The sequence below is a fragment of the Gemmatimonadales bacterium genome, assembly GCA_036500345.1.
Taxonomy (GTDB): Bacteria; Gemmatimonadota; Gemmatimonadetes; order Gemmatimonadales; family GWC2-71-9; genus Palsa-1233.
Map to the genome: position 1 here is coordinate 61,137 of DASYCE010000031.1, position 18,007 is coordinate 79,143.

General features: G+C 67.0%; 16 protein-coding genes. All 16 read right to left on the reverse strand.

Annotated elements, in window-relative coordinates; all coding sequences use genetic code 11:
* Positions 1–7: 7 nt before the first annotated feature.
* Entirely contained in the window at positions 8–370 is a 363-nt protein-coding gene (locus tag VGM20_13615) for a chemotaxis protein CheW (GenBank protein HEY4101905.1), read from the reverse strand.
* Positions 370–1,416, reverse strand: coding sequence for an RluA family pseudouridine synthase (locus VGM20_13620; GenBank protein HEY4101906.1), 1,047 nt, complete (start codon positions 1,414–1,416; stop codon positions 370–372). The genes VGM20_13615 and VGM20_13620 overlap by 1 nt, the downstream gene beginning before the upstream one ends.
* Positions 1,379–1,936, reverse strand: a complete 558-nt coding sequence (gene lspA / locus VGM20_13625; protein ID HEY4101907.1) for a signal peptidase II — start codon at positions 1,934–1,936, stop codon at positions 1,379–1,381. The genes VGM20_13620 and lspA overlap by 38 nt, the downstream gene beginning before the upstream one ends.
* Positions 1,869–2,252: a TraR/DksA C4-type zinc finger protein gene (locus VGM20_13630; GenBank protein HEY4101908.1), complete on the reverse strand. Its 384-nt coding sequence runs from the start codon at positions 2,250–2,252 to the stop codon at positions 1,869–1,871. The genes lspA and VGM20_13630 overlap by 68 nt, the downstream gene beginning before the upstream one ends.
* Positions 2,249–5,479: an isoleucine--tRNA ligase gene (gene ileS / locus VGM20_13635; protein HEY4101909.1), complete on the reverse strand. Its 3,231-nt coding sequence runs from the start codon at positions 5,477–5,479 to the stop codon at positions 2,249–2,251. The genes VGM20_13630 and ileS overlap by 4 nt, the downstream gene beginning before the upstream one ends.
* Positions 5,472–6,155 (reverse strand): YggS family pyridoxal phosphate-dependent enzyme, encoded by a 684-nt coding sequence (locus VGM20_13640; protein HEY4101910.1) that lies wholly within the window; start codon positions 6,153–6,155, stop codon positions 5,472–5,474. Before VGM20_13640 ends, ileS begins: the two co-directional genes overlap by 8 nt.
* A gap of 171 nt (positions 6,156–6,326) precedes the next feature.
* A complete protein-coding gene (locus VGM20_13645) occupies positions 6,327–8,675 on the reverse strand; it encodes a DUF2723 domain-containing protein (GenBank protein HEY4101911.1) in 2,349 nt (782 codons plus the stop codon).
* Positions 8,672–9,844, reverse strand: coding sequence for a dihydropteroate synthase (gene folP, locus VGM20_13650; protein ID HEY4101912.1), 1,173 nt, complete (start codon positions 9,842–9,844; stop codon positions 8,672–8,674). The genes VGM20_13645 and folP overlap by 4 nt, the downstream gene beginning before the upstream one ends.
* Positions 9,841–11,829 (reverse strand): ATP-dependent zinc metalloprotease FtsH, encoded by a 1,989-nt coding sequence (gene ftsH / locus VGM20_13655; GenBank protein ID HEY4101913.1) that lies wholly within the window; start codon positions 11,827–11,829, stop codon positions 9,841–9,843. Before ftsH ends, folP begins: the two co-directional genes overlap by 4 nt.
* Positions 11,829–12,362: a hypoxanthine phosphoribosyltransferase gene (gene hpt, locus VGM20_13660; protein ID HEY4101914.1), complete on the reverse strand. Its 534-nt coding sequence runs from the start codon at positions 12,360–12,362 to the stop codon at positions 11,829–11,831. Before hpt ends, ftsH begins: the two co-directional genes overlap by 1 nt.
* 1 nt (position 12,363) lies before the next feature.
* The gene (gene tilS, locus VGM20_13665; protein HEY4101915.1) at positions 12,364–13,689 is read right to left on the reverse strand and encodes a tRNA lysidine(34) synthetase TilS; all 1,326 of its coding nucleotides are present in this window, start codon (positions 13,687–13,689) and stop codon (positions 12,364–12,366) included.
* A complete protein-coding gene (locus VGM20_13670) occupies positions 13,686–14,597 on the reverse strand; it encodes a cation diffusion facilitator family transporter (protein HEY4101916.1) in 912 nt (303 codons plus the stop codon). The genes tilS and VGM20_13670 overlap by 4 nt, the downstream gene beginning before the upstream one ends.
* Positions 14,594–15,214 carry a pyridoxamine 5'-phosphate oxidase gene (gene pdxH / locus VGM20_13675; protein ID HEY4101917.1) on the reverse strand — a complete coding sequence of 207 codons (621 nt, stop codon included), beginning with the start codon at positions 15,212–15,214 and terminating at the stop codon, positions 14,594–14,596. The genes VGM20_13670 and pdxH overlap by 4 nt, the downstream gene beginning before the upstream one ends.
* 14 nt (positions 15,215–15,228) lie before the next feature.
* On the reverse strand, positions 15,229–15,741 hold the full coding sequence (locus VGM20_13680; protein HEY4101918.1) for a GNAT family N-acetyltransferase: 513 nt from the start codon (positions 15,739–15,741) through the stop codon (positions 15,229–15,231).
* Entirely contained in the window at positions 15,738–17,030 is a 1,293-nt protein-coding gene (gene fahA, locus VGM20_13685) for a fumarylacetoacetase (GenBank protein HEY4101919.1), read from the reverse strand. The genes VGM20_13680 and fahA overlap by 4 nt, the downstream gene beginning before the upstream one ends.
* Entirely contained in the window at positions 17,027–17,905 is an 879-nt protein-coding gene (locus VGM20_13690) for a hypothetical protein (GenBank protein HEY4101920.1), read from the reverse strand. The genes fahA and VGM20_13690 overlap by 4 nt, the downstream gene beginning before the upstream one ends.
* Positions 17,906–18,007: the final 102 nt, after the last annotated feature.

Sequence of the window (18,007 nt, forward strand, 5' to 3'; positions counted from 1 at the left end):
TGAAGAATCAGGCGAAAATCGCGGATGCGATCCGGCCCAGGTCAATTTCTGCAAGGCCCGTGCGAGCCTCCCCGACCAATTCCACCACGGCGTCGGCGACCAGACCGAACCGGCGGCCCTCCCATTCCACCACCACGATCTCGGAGCCGGTGGCACCACCGCCGCCAAGCTCGAGCGCCCGCACCGCGTCGGCGACCACCAGGATCCGGCCGCGGTGATTGGCCATCCCCCGAACGGCCTGGGCTCCCCCGGGCACCCGCACCATCCGCGCGTCGCGCAGGACCTCGATCACGCTGACGACCGGGATGTACCAACGCGATCCGGCCATCTGCACCACGAGGCCGCCGACCCGCAGTCCCCCCTCAGTCATCAGTCGTCCGACCCGAAAAAGCCGAGGGACTGGAGCGCCTCGTCGGCACCCGGCACGGCACCGGAACCCGCCACCATCTCGAGCATCGGCCAGAGATCAGCCGGCCACGGGGAAGTCAGCCGCAGTGCCTCCCCGGTCACCGGATGGCGGAACGCGAGAAGTGCTGCGTGAAGCGCCTGCCGGGGAGCGATCTCCTCCAGTCGCCGCGCCGCCATCCGGGCATTCCCGCCGATCCGCTTCGACCCTCCCGCCCCATAGACCGGGTCGCCCACCACCGGATGGCCGATCGATTCCAGGTGCACCCGGATCTGGTGGGTCCGTCCGCTGTGCAGTTCAAGCCGGACGAGGTCGGTCGACCCAAACCGGCTCACCGCAATGACATCGGTCCTCGCCCCACGCCCTGTGGGAAGTATCGCCATCCGCTTCCGGTCACGAAGGTCTCGGCCGATGGGGGCCTCGATCGAGAGGCGGTCCTCGTCGAGGTGCCCCCAGATCAGCGCGGCGTAGATTCGCGTCACCCGGCGCGCCGCAATCATCGCACCGAGCTTCCGGTGGGCGAGATCGTTCTTGGCCACGATGATGAGCCCCGAGGTGTCGCGGTCGAGCCGGTGCACGATGCCGGGCCGCCCCTCGGCGCCGCTGGCAAGGGTCGTCCCCCGGGCGATCAGCGCGTTGACGAGCGTGTCGTCCCAATGCCCGGGCGCGGGGTGCACCACCAGGCCAGCCGGCTTGTCGATCACCGCCAGGTGCTCGTCCTCGAAGACCACACGCAACGGAATCGGGTTTGGAGCGAGAACGCGCGCAGGTTCGGCGGGGACGTCTGCAAGGACGACCACATCCCCGCGCACCAGCGTGTGCGAGGCGCGAGCGGCGGCTGCGTTGACCGTCAGCGCGCCTGCAGCGAGCAGGCGCGCCGACTGGGTCCGCGAGATGCCGAGCTGATCGGCGAGAAAACGATCGAGTCGCTCAGTCCGCGCGACGGTGACGGAGAACGTCACTCCGCCGCGATCAGGCTGCAGCGCGGGAGGCGGCGGCGCGCCGGGCATCTTCGCGCCAGAGTGAAAGGGCCAGCGCAATGGCGCCGCAGGTCACGGCAATATCCGCGACGTTGAATGTCGGCCACCGCAACGTGCCCGCGCCGATGTCGATGAAATCGACTACGCCGCGCGCCGAGAGAATGCGGTCGATCGCATTCCCCGCCGCACCACCGGCGACGAATGCCACCGCGAACTGTCGCAGGTGATCGCCCGGCACCGCCTGTCGCGCGGCGAGGTAGAGCCACACGATCGCCGCAACGGCGATCGCCAGGAAGATCCATCGCTGCCAGACGCCGAGGTCGAGTCCGAACGCGGCACCCTGATTGTGGACGAGCCGGAACTGCACCGCATCCCCGATCACCGACACCACCCGCTCGCCCAGGCTCCGCTCCGCCACCAGCTTGGTGATCCGGTCGAGCACGATGGTGATCAGCATGATTGCCCAGAACGGGCGATTCCCGTTACCGCCGCTTGGCATCCTCTTCCTTTTCCTTGCACGCGATGCAGAGCCGCGCGTGCGGCAGCGCATCGAGCCGTTCGAAATCGATCTCGACGCCGCACTGATGGCACCGTCCGAATTTGTCGGGCTGGTTGTACATCCGGCGCAGCGCTTCGTTGATGTGCCAGAGGTACCGCCCCTCCTGCGACGCGAAGAGGAACTGCTTTTCGCGCTCCATGGCGTCGGTGCCCTGGTCCGCCATGTGGAACGAATACGAGGAGAGGTCGCCGTCCGACGATTGCAGCGTCGCATTGAACGACTCGTCGTAGTACCCGAGCTCCTTCATGACGCGCGTGCGTTCCTCGAGCAGCCGCTTCTCGAGGTGCTTCAACTGGGTCTTCGTCACAGGCTGTCCGGATGTGGTGGGCCGGAAAGGGTCCGGCCGTCCCCGACCTGCCGCACCGCAAGCGTCGCGGCAAGGTCATCGATCGTGATCTCTTCGCTTCGGTCGTGCGCGTCCAGTGCATCGCCGGTACGGAATTCTCTCGCCAGTGTTTCCGCGCCGATGTGGTCGCGGTGGTGCCGGGCCGCATCAATCAGTGCGGGATCACCGATGACGGATACCGCGATCCGCGCCGACACATCGTAGCCCGCGTCCTTGCGCAGCCGCTGGATGCGGTTGACCAGCTCGCGCGCCAATCCTTCGCGAATCAGCGGCGGCGTAAGCTCAGGGTCGAGCGCCACGACGAACGGGCCGTCGGTCGCGACCGGCCAATCGGTGGCGACGTCGCGCTCGACCACCACATCTTCGGGGAGCAGTTCCACCGTCTCGCCGCCGATCGTGAGTGGGCACGGATCGCCGTGCTCCAGCCGCTGCAGGCCGGTGCGGTCGAGCTGCGCCACCGCCGCCGCAATCTCCTTGACCCGCGATCCGAATCGCTTGCCGAGGGTGCGGAAGTTCGGCTTGCCACGCAGCCGGACGAGGTCGGCGTCGCTCGCCACGACGTCGATCTGCTTGACGTTGGTCTCCGACATCAGCAATGGCAGCAGCGATTCGAACACGGATCCTCGTGTCCCGGCGGGCACTGCCACCTTCATCACCGCCAGCGGCTGGCGCACGCGAATCTTCGCCGTCTCCCTCGCGGCCCGACCAAGCGACGTCAGGCGGCGCACCGCGTCCATCGCGACGTCGAGCTCGGAATCGAGCCGCCCGCGATCCGCCGGAAACGCTGCGAGGTGCACCGAAGTTCCGGTCAGCGCCCGGTGCAACCAGTCGCTGGCGAATGGTGCCGCCGGTGCCAGCAACGCGGCAGTCGTCGCCAGCGCCTCGGCCAGCGTTGCGACCGCGGAGGGATCGGCCTCGCTGTCGGGGGCCCAGAATCGGCCGCGATTGGTCCGGACATACCAGTTGGAGAGGTCGGCATCGACGAAATCGGCGACCGCCCGTGTCGCCGTGGTGACGTCGTACGCGTCGAACGCCGCGCGCACCGCCGCCACCGTCGCATCGACGCGCCCGAGGATCCAGCGATCGGCGTCGCTGCGTTTCGAGAACTCGGGAGCCGTTCCGCCACCGGCACCGGCGTACAGCGCGAAGAACTGATAGGTATTGCGCAGCGTGACCAGGAACTTCCCCGCCGTCTCGACCAGCTGCGCGGTATCGAATCGCTTCGGCTGCCAGACCTGGCTCGATAGCAGCATGTAGAGCCGCGCTGCGTCGGCGCCGTGCTCGGCGATCAGCTCCCACGGATTGACGACGTTCCCGCGGCTCTTCGACATCTTGTGGCCACTGGCATCGAGCACCAGCTCGTTGACGATCACGTTCCGGTACGGCGCCGTATCGAACACGGCGGTCGCGATCGCCAGGAGCGAGTAGAACCATCCGCGGGTCTGGTCGACGCCCTCGCAGATGTAATCGGCCGGGAAATGCGACGCGAAGTCACTATGGTTTTCGAAAGGATAGTGCCACTGGGCGTACGGCATCGACCCGGAATCGAACCAGGTGTCGATCACTTCCGGCACGCGCCGCATCGTCCCGCCGTCGGGCGCGGCCCAGGTAACCTCGTCGATCCACGGCTTGTGGACGTCGAGGTCGTTGGCCGGGACAAATCCGGTGCGTTCCTTCAGTTCCTCGTACGACCCGATCACCTCGATCACCGACGGGTCACGATCGCTGACCCAGATCGGCAGCGGCGTCCCCCAGTACCGCTCGCGCGACAGCGCCCAGTCGACGTTGTTGCCGAGCCATTCGCCGAAACGGCCACTTCCCATCTCGGGCGGGTGCCAGGCGATGTCGGCGTTGAGCTGCGACATCCGGTCCTTGATCGCCGACGTGCGGATGAACCACGAGTCGCGCGCCAGATAGATCAGCTTGCTCCGGCAGCGCCAGCAGTGCGGGTAGCTGTGGGTATGCTGCTCGGTCTTGAGATGGCGACCGAGTTCCTTGAGCCGCCTGATGATCAGTTCGTTGGTCGCGTCGGAGGTGACGAGCAGCCCTTCGAGTTCGGGCCAGCTGGTTCTGGTGAAGGTGCCGTCGGCTGCCACCGGCCGGAGCAACGCGAGCCCGTGCTCCTGGCCGGCGGCAAAGTCGTCGGAGCCGAACGCCGGCGCCATGTGCACCAGCCCGGACCCGTCGGTTGCCGTGACGAAGTCGCCGGGGACGACGATCGAATGCTTCCCGGCCTCGGCAATCGGCACGATCTCGAGCGGGCGGCGATAGCGGAGGCCGACGAGCGATGCTCCGGTGAACGTTGCCGCCGGCACCGCATCTGCGCCGAGTTCCTTCATCAGGTCGGCGCGCGACGTGGCCGCGATCAGGAGCCGCCCGTCGGGAAGCCGGAATGTGCCGTACTCGAGTTCCGGATTCACCGCGACTGCCACATTGCTCGGCAACGTCCACGGCGTCGTCGTCCAGATCACCAGTTCGCGGCGCGAATCATCGTCAACCGGGAAGGTGACGAAGACCGATCGATCGCGGATCTCTTCGTACCCGAGCGCGAGTTCGTGACTCGACAGTGTCGTGCCACAGCGCGGGCAGTACGGCAGGACGCGATGACCACGATAGAGGAGTTCGCGCTGGTGCAACTGCTTGAGCAGCGACCAGACCGATTCGATGTACGGGCGGGTGCACGTCACGTACGCGCGGTCGTAGTCGAGCCAGTAGCCGATCCGGTTGGAGAGCTCGACCCATTCGTCGCGATAGGTGAAGACGCTTTCAATGCAGCGGCGGTTGAACTCCGCGACGCCGAACTCCTCGATGTCCTTCTTCCCCTTGAAGCCGAGCTGCTTCTCGATCTCGAGTTCGACCGGGAGACCGTGCGTGTCCCATCCCGCGATCCGTGTCACCCGCTTTCCGAGCATCACGTGGTAGCGGCAGACCATGTCCTTGATGGTGCGCGAGAAGACGTGGTGAATCCCGGGGCGGCCGTTGGCCGTGGGTGGCCCTTCAAAAAAGACCCACGGCGTGCCGCCCGACGTCTGCTGCTGCACCTGCGTGAAGAGCCCTTCGCTCCCCCATCGGGTCAGCAGGTCGCGCTCGAGCGCGTCGGCGTTCCCGGCGGGCCACGACGGATAACCGCGCGAGCGCCCCGCGGCCGGCGAATTCGACTCGTTCACGTTGCTCGACACGTCAGTCACGGGGACCGAAGAGGATGCTGCCCAGCCGCAGCATCGTCGCCCCTTCTTCCACTGCAGCGGGAAAGTCGCTCGACATTCCCATCGACAGTTGGGTCAGCGCCGGGAAGGTGCTGCGGCGGGCGTCACGAAGCTGGCGCAGCATCGCGAAGGCGCGGCGCTGTTCCCGTTCGTCGTCGGTCAACGCGGCCATCGTCATCAGGCCGCGGAGTTCGACCCGGGGGAGAACGGCGATCGCGTCGAGCAATTCATCGAGGTGATCAGGATCGACGCCACCTTTCTGCGGTTCGTTGGAACAGTTCACCTGCACCAGGATCGGTTGGCGTGGACCGATACCGACTCGCCGGTCGAATTCCTGGGCCAGCTCGATCCGGTCGATCGACTCGATCATGGCGAAGCGACCGATGACCTGCCGAACCTTGTTGCGCTGCAGTGTGCCGATCAGGTGCCACCCGATGGCGACGCCGGCACACGCTTCCTGTTTCGGGAGCGCCTCCTGCACCCGGTTCTCGCCGACGATCCCGAGTCCCGCCTCTGCCGCGGCGTGGACCGCCTCGGGACCGTGCCCCTTGGTCACTGCCACGACCTCGACCGGGTGGCTCCATCCGCCGCGGTGCTGGCGCTCCGCGACCGTGGCCCTGATGGTGGCGAGGCGGGCGGCGAGGGCCGGTTCGGACATAACCGCCAAATCTAACGGGGCCGGTACCACGAGCGGCGGGCGAAGAATGCGGGGAAAGACCTGTCGGAGGGGTGACGCTGGATGCGAGCCGCGGGGCTATTTCCGGTCGGCGCGCGGGCGCTCGCGGATTGCTTCGGAACCGCTGGTCAAGTCCCGGACCACACCATCACTCTACTTCTCCATCCCGTGCCCCACGTTTTTCAGCACCCGCACTGCCACCGAATCATCTACCATCCTCACCGCGCGCCGGAGCAACGCCACCCCCCCCGCAGTATCTCCCCGCGCCAGCAGGGCAATCCCGACCTGACGATACGGCGCGGCGAACGTCTCGGCCACTGCCTGCGTACCGCCATCGAGTTTCGCTTCGCCGTCCTGTTCGAGCCGCCCGGGATGCCAGACACTGTCGATCAACGCCCGGGTGGTTCGCACGTCAAGCGCCACGCCGCCCGGCCCTGCGGCGTCGCCACCCGCGAGCGACGCCGAGTCGACCGGATCCGCCGGCATCACCAGCACCATCCCCTGCTGCACCAGGTGCGGCCCGAGCCCGTACAACGCATCGGTCGCGGCCGGTGACCACGCGATCGGGCGATGGCCGGCGTTGTATTCCACGATGTCGAAGATCGCCCGGTCCGCCGGCGTGACGAGGCTCCCCTTGGGAAATCGCATCACCCCTCGCCGGCCAAGGTCGAGAAGTTCGTCCTGCGGAGCGTAGAAAGCGCGGAACGCATCGATATCGTGGTCGCCGAGCATGTGCACCGGCCACGTGATCGGCATGAGCGTCGCGGAACGCCAGGGCGGAGGCAGCTTGTCGACCGTCGCATCAGCATGCCGCTCCCGCCGAATCGCCCGCTGGTACCAGTTGGTCTGCAGCAGCGGGATGCACACCACAGTGACGTCTCGGCGCATCCCTTCGACCTGCTGCACGAACCAGAGCGGAAAGGTGTCGTTGTCGCCCCAGGTGAGGAGGATCCCGTTGGGTGGCACCGATTGCAGCAGCGCTTCGCCGAAATCGCGCGCCAGCGTGACATCGGCGCTCTGACGGCGCGTCGCGGCGTGGCAGTTGAGGAGCAGCGGCACCAGCGCGAGCGCGAAGCCACCGATCGACAACGGCCGAAGGCGCACGGCGAGGCGCGGAATCATCGTTCGCGCCAGATCGACGAGGCCGATCGCCACCCAGATCCCCCACGCGATGAAGCTCGCGACGAAGAAATAGTCGCGATCGCGCACCTCGTGATCGGCGAGATTGAGCCAGCGATCCCACCCGATCGACGGACCCGGCTTGAAATTCAGGTAGAGCAGGAGGAGCGGGCCGGCGACAACGAAGAGCCCCGCGATCAACGCGAACGAACCGCGATCATCACGCCGCTGCGCAAACGCGCCGCGAATACCGAGCGTCGCCATCCCGAGCGTGAAGAGGAGTCGCAGCCACGACGCCCGCGACAGATCGCCGATCGACGCTGCCCACTGCCAGTCGAAGTACTGCGCGTAGTTGGCAATCTGGTACATCAGCAGTGTCACGCTTCGCCCCGGATTCGCCGGGCCATGCGCCATGATCGGGTTGTCGAGCGGACTTCTCGGTGGATACTGTGCCCGGCGAATCACATCGACGAGTCCGTGCCACGACGACGGGTCGCCGGCGTTGAGCCAGGGATGCTGATGCGCGCGCAGCAACAGGAAGAGCAGCGCCGAGACACCGGTCAGCGCCGCGACCACCACCACGGATGCGAATGCCCCGTCACCTTTCCTGGCCGCGACGCCAAGCGCCAGGGCGCTCATGACCGTTCCCGCACCGGCGATCCACACGCTTCCCAGCCCTATACCAACGAAAAAGACCCACGCCGCGCCGATGATCGCAATCCGGACCGCCTCGTGGTGACGCGTTCGCGGGTCGGCGAGCGGCTCCGTCCGGGCGACCGCAAGGAGGCACACGACAAGCGCCGGCCCCGCCAGCAGCCCCATCAGGTGATCACCCACCGCCAGCGCCAGGAGATACACCACCATCAGCAGCAGGCGGCCGCCGGCTTCCGTTTTCCGCACCGCGCGCCACCGCGTCACGCACCATGCCATCAACGCGATCAGCAGCGTCGCGCTGGCGTAGACCTCAGTTTCATTCGAGTTCTGCCACGACGTGAAGGTGAATGACGCGAGCATTGCCGCCGACAGTGCGCCGAGAGAGGCCAGCGTCGTTCGAGAGCGGACGTCGATGTCGACGTGCATCCGCATCAGGATGTCGTGAGCAACCAGGACCCAGCACCCTGCTGCCGCCGCACTGCACACCGCGCTGAAGAGATTGATCCGCCACGCGTACTGACCGAACGGAACGATCAGCCCCCAGACGTGCGTCAGCAGGACGAAGAGCGGCGTGCCCGGCGGATGGGGAATACCAAGGATCTTTGCGGCAACGATGAATTCGCCGGCGTCCCAGAAGGTGACTGTCGGTGCGAGGGTGACGAGGTAGATGAGGAGCACCGCAACCGCGGCGATCCCGGCGAGGCGGTACGGCGGCCGAGCCTCGTTCAAAGACCTGAGCCGATCACCGCCCGCGCCACTGCGAGGGCGTCGCGGACCGCCGCAGGATCATGCACTCGAAAGAGTCGCGCACCCCGCTCGTACGCCAGCGCACACGCCGCCGCGGTGGCACGATCCCGGTCGTCGACTGACCGCCCGGTCGCCTCACCAAGGAAACGCTTCCGCGATACACCTGCGAGCACCGGAAAGCCGGTTGCCACGACTGCATCGAGGTGCTGCAGCAACGCGAGACTCTGCTCTGCAGTCTTGCTGAAGCCGAATCCCGGATCGAGTACGATGGCATCGTGTGATACACCGGCCGCGGTCGCGGTACCCGCCGCTTCCAGCAATTCACCAACGACGCCGGTCGCGACATCGCCACCGTAGTCCGCGAGGTCGTACGACGCGAGGCGTCCAGCTTCCCCTCGCGAGTGTGACAGAATCATCCCGGCGCGATGGCGCGCGGCCACTCCCAGGAGTTCGGGGTCGTGACGTCCGGCGGTCACATCATTGACGATCACGGCGCCCGCCTGCAGCGCGGCCGCCGCCGTCGCAGCGTGCATCGTGTCAATCGAGACGGGCAGCTCCGGATACTTCGTCATGAGCGCCGCGATCACCGGTACGACGCGCGCGCACTCCTCCTCGACCGGGAGCGCCTGCGCACCGGGTCGCGTCGACTCGCCGCCGACATCGATGACTGTCGCGCCACCTTCCATCAACGAGTCCGCGACGCGCAATGCATCGTCAAGGGTGAAGGCGGCACCGCCGTCCGAAAATGAATCCGGCGTCACGTTGATGACGCCGACGATCACCGGGGCGCCGAGCGCGATGTCTCCGCGGGCGTGCACCCAGGTGCGTTCGACGTCGGGTGGGAGCGCCATGCCGATCGCCATCGCCAGTTGCTGCACCGGCTCCGGCTGCACCCACGGACGTGCGAAGGCGCCGAGGCGCGACCGCGCACCGGCAAGGATGATCCAGTCGGGACCAGTGACGAGTTCGAGGCCGAGTCGCCCCGAGAGTGGCAGCATCGCTTCGATTGCATCGGCGGAAACGCCGGAGACGTGCAACGCGGCGTACGCCATGCCGCCGGCGGCAAGGCGCGCGAAATCGCCCTCCCATCCGTGGGACAGGAGGGCGTCGCGAACCGCAGTCGCGCGGTTCGAGATCGGTGTGACGATCACGCGCCGGCGGGTTCGGCCGGTGGCGCTCCAAGAATCGGCGGCGGCGTGCGCAGCACCGCGGGCTCACGTCCCACCGGTACCGCCGGTGGCGTGCTTGCCGGCGGCGTCGGGCGCGGCGGCAGCGGGAGATTCCTCATCAACAGGTCGAGGTCGTCGCGATCGATCGTCTCGCGCTCGAGAAGCGCCTGCGCAATCCGCTCGAGCAGGTCGTGATTCTCGTGCAGCAGGCGAAGCGCGGTGGCAAACGCCTCGTCGACCAGGCGCTTCACCTCTTCATCCACCATCTCCGCGGTCCGCTCGGACGTCTCGCGGCGACTGCCGAATTCGCGACCGAGGAAGACTTCCTGCTCGCGTTCGCCGACCGCCATCAAGCCGACAGCGTCGCTCATCCCGTATTCCATCACCATCCGGCGGGCGAGCGTCGTCGCCTGCTGGATATCGCCGCCGGCGCCGGTCGTCACTGCGCCCTTGCCGAAGATGATCTCCTCGGCGGCACGCCCGCCGTAGCACATCGCCAGGCGGCCGATGAGCCAGTCACGGGTGTAGTTGTGCCGATCGGTCTCGGGAAGCGATGCGGTAAGACCGAGCGCGCGACCGCGCGGAATGATGGTGACCTTGTGCACCGGGTCGCTGCCCTCGGTCTTCATCGCGACGACAGCGTGACCGGCCTCGTGATACGCCGTCAGGCGCTTCTCTTCTTCCGTCAGCACGAGCGACTTGCGCTCCACGCCGAGCATCACCTTGTCCTTCGCCTCTTCGAGGTCGGACATGTCAACCGCACTCTTGTTGCGGCGCGCGGCGAGGAGTGCCGCTTCGTTGACGAGGTTGGCGAGGTCGGCGCCGGCCATCCCCGGCGTCCCGCGGGCGATGGTGCCGAGATTGACGTCGCCGCCGAGCGGGATCTTGCGGGTATGCACCCGGAGAATGCCTTCGCGGCCGCGGACGTCCGGCGAATCGACGACGATCTGGCGGTCGAAGCGACCGGGACGAAGGAGCGCCGGATCGAGCACATCGGGACGGTTGGTTGCGGCAATCAGGATCACGCCGTCGTTCGACTCGAAGCCGTCCATCTCGACCAGCAGCTGGTTGAGCGTCTGCTCGCGCTCGTCGTGCCCGCCGCCGAGCCCGGCGCCGCGATGGCGGCCGACCGCGTCGATTTCATCGATGAAGATGATGCATGGCGCGTGCGCCTTCCCCTGCTCGAAGAGATCGCGCACGCGTGATGCGCCGACGCCGACGAACATCTCGACGAAATCGGATCCTGACATCGAGAAGAACGGACGCCCCGCCTCACCGGCAACGGCCTTGGCGAGAAGGGTTTTCCCGGTCCCCGGCGGTCCGACGAGGAGCGCGCCCTTCGGCAATCGTCCGCCGAGGCGAGTGAACTTCTGCGGATCCTTGAGGAACTCGATCACTTCCTGCAATTCGACCTTTGCCTCATCGGCGCCGGCGACATCGGCGAAGGTGATCTTCGGCGTGTCGCCCGTCAGCAGCTTCGCCTTCGACTTTCCGAACGAGAAGGCGCGATTGCCGCCCGCCTGCATCTGCCGGAAGATGAACCAGTACAAGGCGATCAAGGCGATCCACGGCAGCGCGGCGATCAGGAGGCCGACGAGGTTCTCCTTCGGCTCCTTCGCGGTGATCGCGACGCCGGCGTCCTTCATCCGCTGCAACTCGGCCTCGGAGTTGGCCACCGGCAGGAGGACGGTGAAATCCTTGGTGGGATGGCCATCCGGCGGCACGGGAACCGCTGCGCGGAACTGGCCGTGCACCAGCTTTCCTTCGATCACTTCGACCGACACGACGTTCTTGGCGTCGAGCTGGCGGTCGAACTCGGTGTAGGTCACCTCGGTCTGCGACCCGTGCTTCGAGATGTACTGGAAGCCGGCAATGAACACGAGCCCCGCGAGTGCCCAGAGAGCCAGCGTCTTGCTGACAGCGCTCCAGCCACCCGACGGCGGACGCGGAAGATTACGATCAGGCATCAGGTCAAGTCACCAATGAACGGGAGATGGCGGTAGTCTTCCGCGTGATCGAGGCCGTAGCCGACGAGAAACGCGGGAGGCGCCGGAAAACCGACCCAGCGCAGCGCTGGCATCGGGACCGACAACAACTGTTTATCCAGCAGCGCACAGACGGTGATCGACGCCGGCCGGCGCGTTTCGAGCAATGACAGCATCTTGAACATCGTCCTGCCGCTGTCGATGATGTCTTCGACGATCAGCAGGTGCTTCCCTTCGAGTGGCGTTTCCGGATCGTACAGGAGGCGGATGTTGCCACTCGATACCGTCCCCGCCCCGTAGGAACTCGCCACCAGAAAATCGAGATGCAGCGGCCGATCGATCTGGCGCACCAGGTCGCTCAGGAAAATGAAGCTTCCCTTGAGCAGCCCGAGGACGAGCAATTCGCCGTCGGGATACGCCGCCGTGATCTCCTGGCCGAGGCCCCGGACACGCGCGGCGATGGTCGCTTCGTCGAAGACGATGCGAACGTCGCGCCCGCCCGTGCGGCGCTTCATCTCAGGTGAAAGCACACTCGACCCGCCAGGCATCGGCTCCCTCCGCAGGCACTCCGGCATCGGAACGACAGATGCCTGGCACCCACACCACGGTTGCATCGTCCCTGCGCACCACCAGCGGCCAGACTTTCCGCTGCGATCGCGGCACCCGGGCTTCGCGCATCACCACTGATACGGCGCGCGAGCCGCTACCACCGAGTGGACGAATCCGATCACCCGGACGCCACGGACGAACCTGATACGCATCCGGCACCAGCGTCGCCGACCATCCGTCTCGTGTCGCAATCGCCGCTTCGCCCGTTGTGACCACGAATCGTGCCCGTCCGGCGACCGTCGCGGCACCCGGCGCCAGATCCTCGGGATCGAACTCTGGTGCTCCGTGCCGGTAGAACGCCAGGCGTCCAAACGCGAGTTCCGCGCTCACTCCGGCCGCCAGCGACACCGCCCCATCGGCACTGCGTCGCAGGAGCCGATCGACTGCTGCCAGCCGCCGGTCACCAAGAAGGACGCCGACCCGCCGACCCAGCGCCGCCAGAATGGCGTGCCGCAGCGGTGAACGATAGTCCGCCACCACGGGCGCAGCAACGGAAATGCCGCCGTCGACCGGCCGCAGATCGAGCGCCGGAAGCGATTCGGGAAGGTCATCCCAGGCGCGCCGGGCGCGTGCCGCGAGGCGGGCGGTTCGATTGATCCGATCGACCGCGTCGGGGAGCCGCTCCACAACCGGTGGGATCACGGTCGTCCTGAGCCACGACCGGAGGTGCCGAGGGTCGGAATTGGCCGGGTCGGTCCACCCCTCGATCCCTCGCCGGGCGACATAGCTGGCGAGCTCGGAACGTGGCACCGACAGCAGTGGGCGGATCCATCGGCCGGTCCGTCCGCGCATGCCGGCGAGCCCGGCCGGACCGCTGCCGCGCAACAGGCGAAGGAGAATCGTCTCCGCCTGATCGTCGGCGTGGTGCGCGAGAACGATGAAGGAAATCTGTTCCGCATCGGCCAACGCTTCGAGCGCCGCCCGGCGCGCCACGCGCGCCCGCGTCTCGCTCACTCCGGCGCCGAGTTCGAGCCGGGCAATCCGGCAGCCGATCCCGCGGTTGGCGGCGGCGGCGGCCACGCGCTCGGCAACGTCGGCGCTTGCCGGGTCGATGCCGTGGTCGACGTGTCCCACCGACATCGCGCAACCGTGCTGCTCACCACCAATTGACAGCAGATCGAGGAGCGCCATCGAGTCCGGGCCACCCGACACCGCCAGGAGACACGACGTTTCTTCTCCGAGACATTGACGCAACCGGCGTGACGCCAGCTCGATCAATTCGGCGTCGGTCACAACGTGCCGGGCGTGTCGAACCGCCCTTGATCGAATGGCTCCATGTGCACCAGCACGTCCTGCACCGACGGCACCGCTTCGCGAATCGCCGTCTTGATCCGACCGCTCAGGACGTGCGCGTCGTCGAGCGACATCTGCGGATCGGCCTGCGCGTGCAGGTCGACGAGATAGCGTGCCCCGAACTTTCGCACCTTGAGCTGTTCGACCAGACGTACATCGCTGACGCCGCGCGCGGCGACCGCCACGCGGTCGAGGAGTGCCGTGTCGGGCGCGCCGTCCATCAGCTCGTGCAACGCAGGCCGCACGATGTGCAGCCCGTTGAGGAAGACGACGATCGATGCGACCGCCCCGGCAGCGCCGTCACACCACGCCCATCGCGCGCCCCCGAGCAGCGTCGCCGTGATACCCACGAGTGCCGCTCCCGATGTCACCACGTCGGCGCGGTGATGCCAGGCGTCCGCAGCGAGCGCTCCGCTGCCGACGTCGTCTGCCGCGCGCAGTACGGTGCGGAACAGCGTCGCCTTGATCGCGATCACCAGCACCAGGACGCCGAGGGTGAACGGCGCGGGCGCACCGTGATCGGCAAAGACGGCGGGGAGCGCGCGCCCCATGATCCCGAGTGCCGCGCCGCAGAGCATCAGGCCGACGGCGGCGGCGGCGAGCGGCTCCGCCTTGCCGTGACCATACGGGTGATCGTAGTCCGGCGAGCGAGCCGAGACGCGGAGTCCGCTCCACACGATGAGCGATCCGCCAACATCGGCAGCTGACTCAGCGGCGTCGGCGGTCAGCGCATAGGAGTGCCCAAGAATGCCGGCCACCCCCTTGGCCAGGGCGAGAAACGCATTGGTGACCAGACCCAGCTTGGCGAGTTTCGTCGCGCGTTGCAGTCCGCCGTCGGCCGCGTTCACGGGGAGAGCCGTACCCGCTCCCAGTCGTTGCCGTGGCGGCGGTACTCGATCCGGTCATGCAGGCGCCCGGCGCGCCCCTGCCAGAATTCGACCGTGTCTGGAACGACACGGAAACCACCCCAGTGGAGCGGGAGGGGAATCTCTCGTCCGGCAAACTCTTCGGTCACGCGCGCGACTTCACGCTCCAGTGCCGCGCGATCAGCGATGACCGCGCTCTGGTGCGATGCCCACGCTCCGAGCCGTGACTCCGCCGGCCGAGTGCGGAAGTATGCCAACGAAGTCGCGGCGTCGACACGCTCCACCGCTCCCGTCACCCGCACCTGTCGTTCGAATCCGCTCCAGTAGACGACCAGCGCAGCGCGCGGGTTGGCGTCGAGCTCGCGCCCCTTCCGCGACCGATAGTCGGTGTAGAAAACGAAGCCGGCCGCGTCGACATCCTTGAGCAGCACGATTCGCGCGCTCGGCCGGCCCTGCGCGTCAGCCGTTGCAAGGGTCATCGCATTGGCGTCAATAATGCCGGCGGTGCGCGCCTCGTCGAACCATCCGCGAAATTGCTGCAGCGGATCGGCAACAGTGTCGCCGATCTCGAGCGCGTCGTGGCGATATTCTCGCCGCATCTCCGGAAAGGTCATCAGTCGATCGCCCGGCGCTGCCGTTCGGTTCGCGCCACACAAAAACCGCGGGCGAGATAGTTCGGGAGGGCGGCCGCATGATCGAGCGTGCAGGTGTTGACCGTCACGCGGGCCGGACCAAGCGACCACGCTCGCTCCACCGCCGCCGCGAGCAGCGGCGCTCCCAGCCCCCGGCCGGTGTGCTCCGGGACCAGTCCGAAGTAATTGATGTCGACAGCATCTCCGGTCCGGCGCAGCTCGTAGTATCCGGCAATCGCTTCACCGTGACGCGCAGTCCACAATTCGACGGCGTCGGTGTCGATCGCGCGGTTCCAGTCATCCGCTGTCCACGGCAATCGCTCGACCCAGTGCCACGCTCCGCCGACGCGCCGGTAGAGCGCGGACGCGAGCGCCGGGGCGCCGGCACGCTCGTGACGCAACGCAATCTCCGGCGGGAGGGGGCGATCGCAACGCAAGGCGCCGCGCGACGGCATCTCAAGGAAGGTCACGGTCACGTCGACAACACGCGTCATGCGGGGAGCACCGATCCGGTACACGCGCCGAAGCCGATCGAGACCGCACCATCAGCGGTGCAGCGACCGCGGAACGTCACGTCGTCGCCGTCATCTAGGAACCGGCGGATTTCGCCACCGGGAAGGGTCAACGGATCGCGACCGCGCCAGGTCCGCTCGAGAAGGCAGCCGCGCGAATCGGGCGTCGTGCCGGAGACCGTGCCGCTTCCGAGCAGATCACCCATGTACAGGTTGCATCCGTTGCTGGCGTGATGGGTGATCAGCTGTGCCGGACTCCAGTACATCGCGTCGGCGAAATTGACATGACTGACCAGCATCGGTTCGGTGCCGGCGTCGCGCATCGCGGCGGAACGAAGCGCTGCGGTCAGTTCGATGCTCACCGTCCAGTCACCGGCGACGCGAAGATGATCGAGCGGCTCGGGATCGCCCGCCGGACGTGCCGGCATCGGCCGATGAAACGGAACGAGCGCATCCGCGGTCACCACCCACGGCGAGACGCTGGTGGCGAAGCTCTTGGCGAGAAACGGCCCAAGCGGTTGGTATTCCCATGCCTGGATGTCGCGTGCAGACCAGTCATTCAGCAGGCACATCCCGAAGATCCGGTTGGCCGCAGTCGCCGCGGGAACCGGCGTGCCGAGCGGGTTGCGGCCGCCGATGAAGATTCCCACCTCGAGTTCGTAATCGAGTGACTTGCTCGCGCCAAAGGTGGGCGTCATGTCGCCGGGAGCGGCGGTCTGCCCTCGCGGGCGGCGCACCGGCGTTCCCGACACCACAATTGACGACGCGCGTCCGTGATATCCGATCGGCACCCATTTGTAGTTGGGGAGGAGCGGATTGTCGGGACGGAACATCGATCCGACATTGGTGGCGTGGTGGATCGACGCATAAAAGTCGGTGTAGTCGTACACCTGGAACGGGACCAGAAACTCGAGCGACGATTGCGGCACGAGCGCCGGCCGCAGTCTCTCCTGCCACGCCGGATCGCTGAGTGCGTCGCTCAGCGCGAGGCGAACGGCGCGCCACTCTTCCGGCGGCCGCCCCGCGAAGACGTTCAACGCGGACAGGCCGACGCTCAGCGCGCCAGGTGGAAGATCCTTTCCCCACCCCGCTTCGAGCGCAGCGGGAATCACCAGCGCTTCGTCACCGATCGCGACGACAATGGCGCCGGCGGTGTTGCCGTGCTTGACCCGCGCGAACGGAAGGTTCTGCACCGGAAAATCCGCGTGACCATTGGCGCTCTCGACCCAACTGGTGCGCGCCGGATCGTGTGACCGATCGCCCAGCGTCATGCCACCACGCTCACGCCGAGCTCGTCGACCGGTTCGCGAAAGGAGCATGAACCAAATCCGACGAAGAGTCGATGCGCTTCTCCCAACGCCTCCCAATCGTACTCACGCTCTCGCCAGCGCAGCCCACCTTCGACCCATTCGTACGCATCGCGATCGCGGTCGCCGAGCATCCGTTCGATCACCGACACCTCGCCGCCACGCTCCGCCTCGGCCACCGCAGCGAGAATCGCCGCGAACCCGAACATTTCGTGGCGGGGAGAATTGGTTTCGTAGGTGAGCGCGTAGATACCGGGAAAGGTGTGATGCAGCCCGGCGGTGCACTTGAACCGCAGCCGGGCAGCAACCACGGCGATGATGAAATCCGCCAGATGATGCGCGTCAGGAAAGAGCCCGGGGGTGGTCCCGCCGGTCCGGACCTTGGCGTAGGCGCCCGCATTTGCGATCGCGGCAATCAGTGGCTGGTACGGACCTTCCCTGGGCACTTCGTAATGGCGCAGCAGCGTCTCCGGGATCAAATCATCGGTGCCGACCAGGTCGCCCACCGAACGCACCTTGTATTCGACGGAATCGACGACGAGCCCGCGTTGACCCCAGCGGGCATTGAATCGGCCGATCTCCTCGATCTCGGGCTGGATCACCGCGCCGAGCGTCACCGACAGGTGCCACGGGTCTACCGGATCGAGGTCGATCCCTTCCTCGTCGATCGCGCGCACCATTTCATCCAGCCGTGACGTCGGCACGATGAAACGGCCGAGGAGCCAGCGTTGGTCCGATTGGTGATAGATGTCGTATTGCCGGATCGCGTCGCGCATGCCGCACGCCGCCGGCGGGAACAGCCCGGCGTAGTCGATGATCTCGGTGAAGGCGGCGCGCATCAAAGGCTCCTCGAACGGCGAGCAGGGGACGAGGCGCAAATCTAAGGGCGGATGATCAACCGGGGATTAACAGCAGGTGGGGACACGATTTGCTACCGCGGG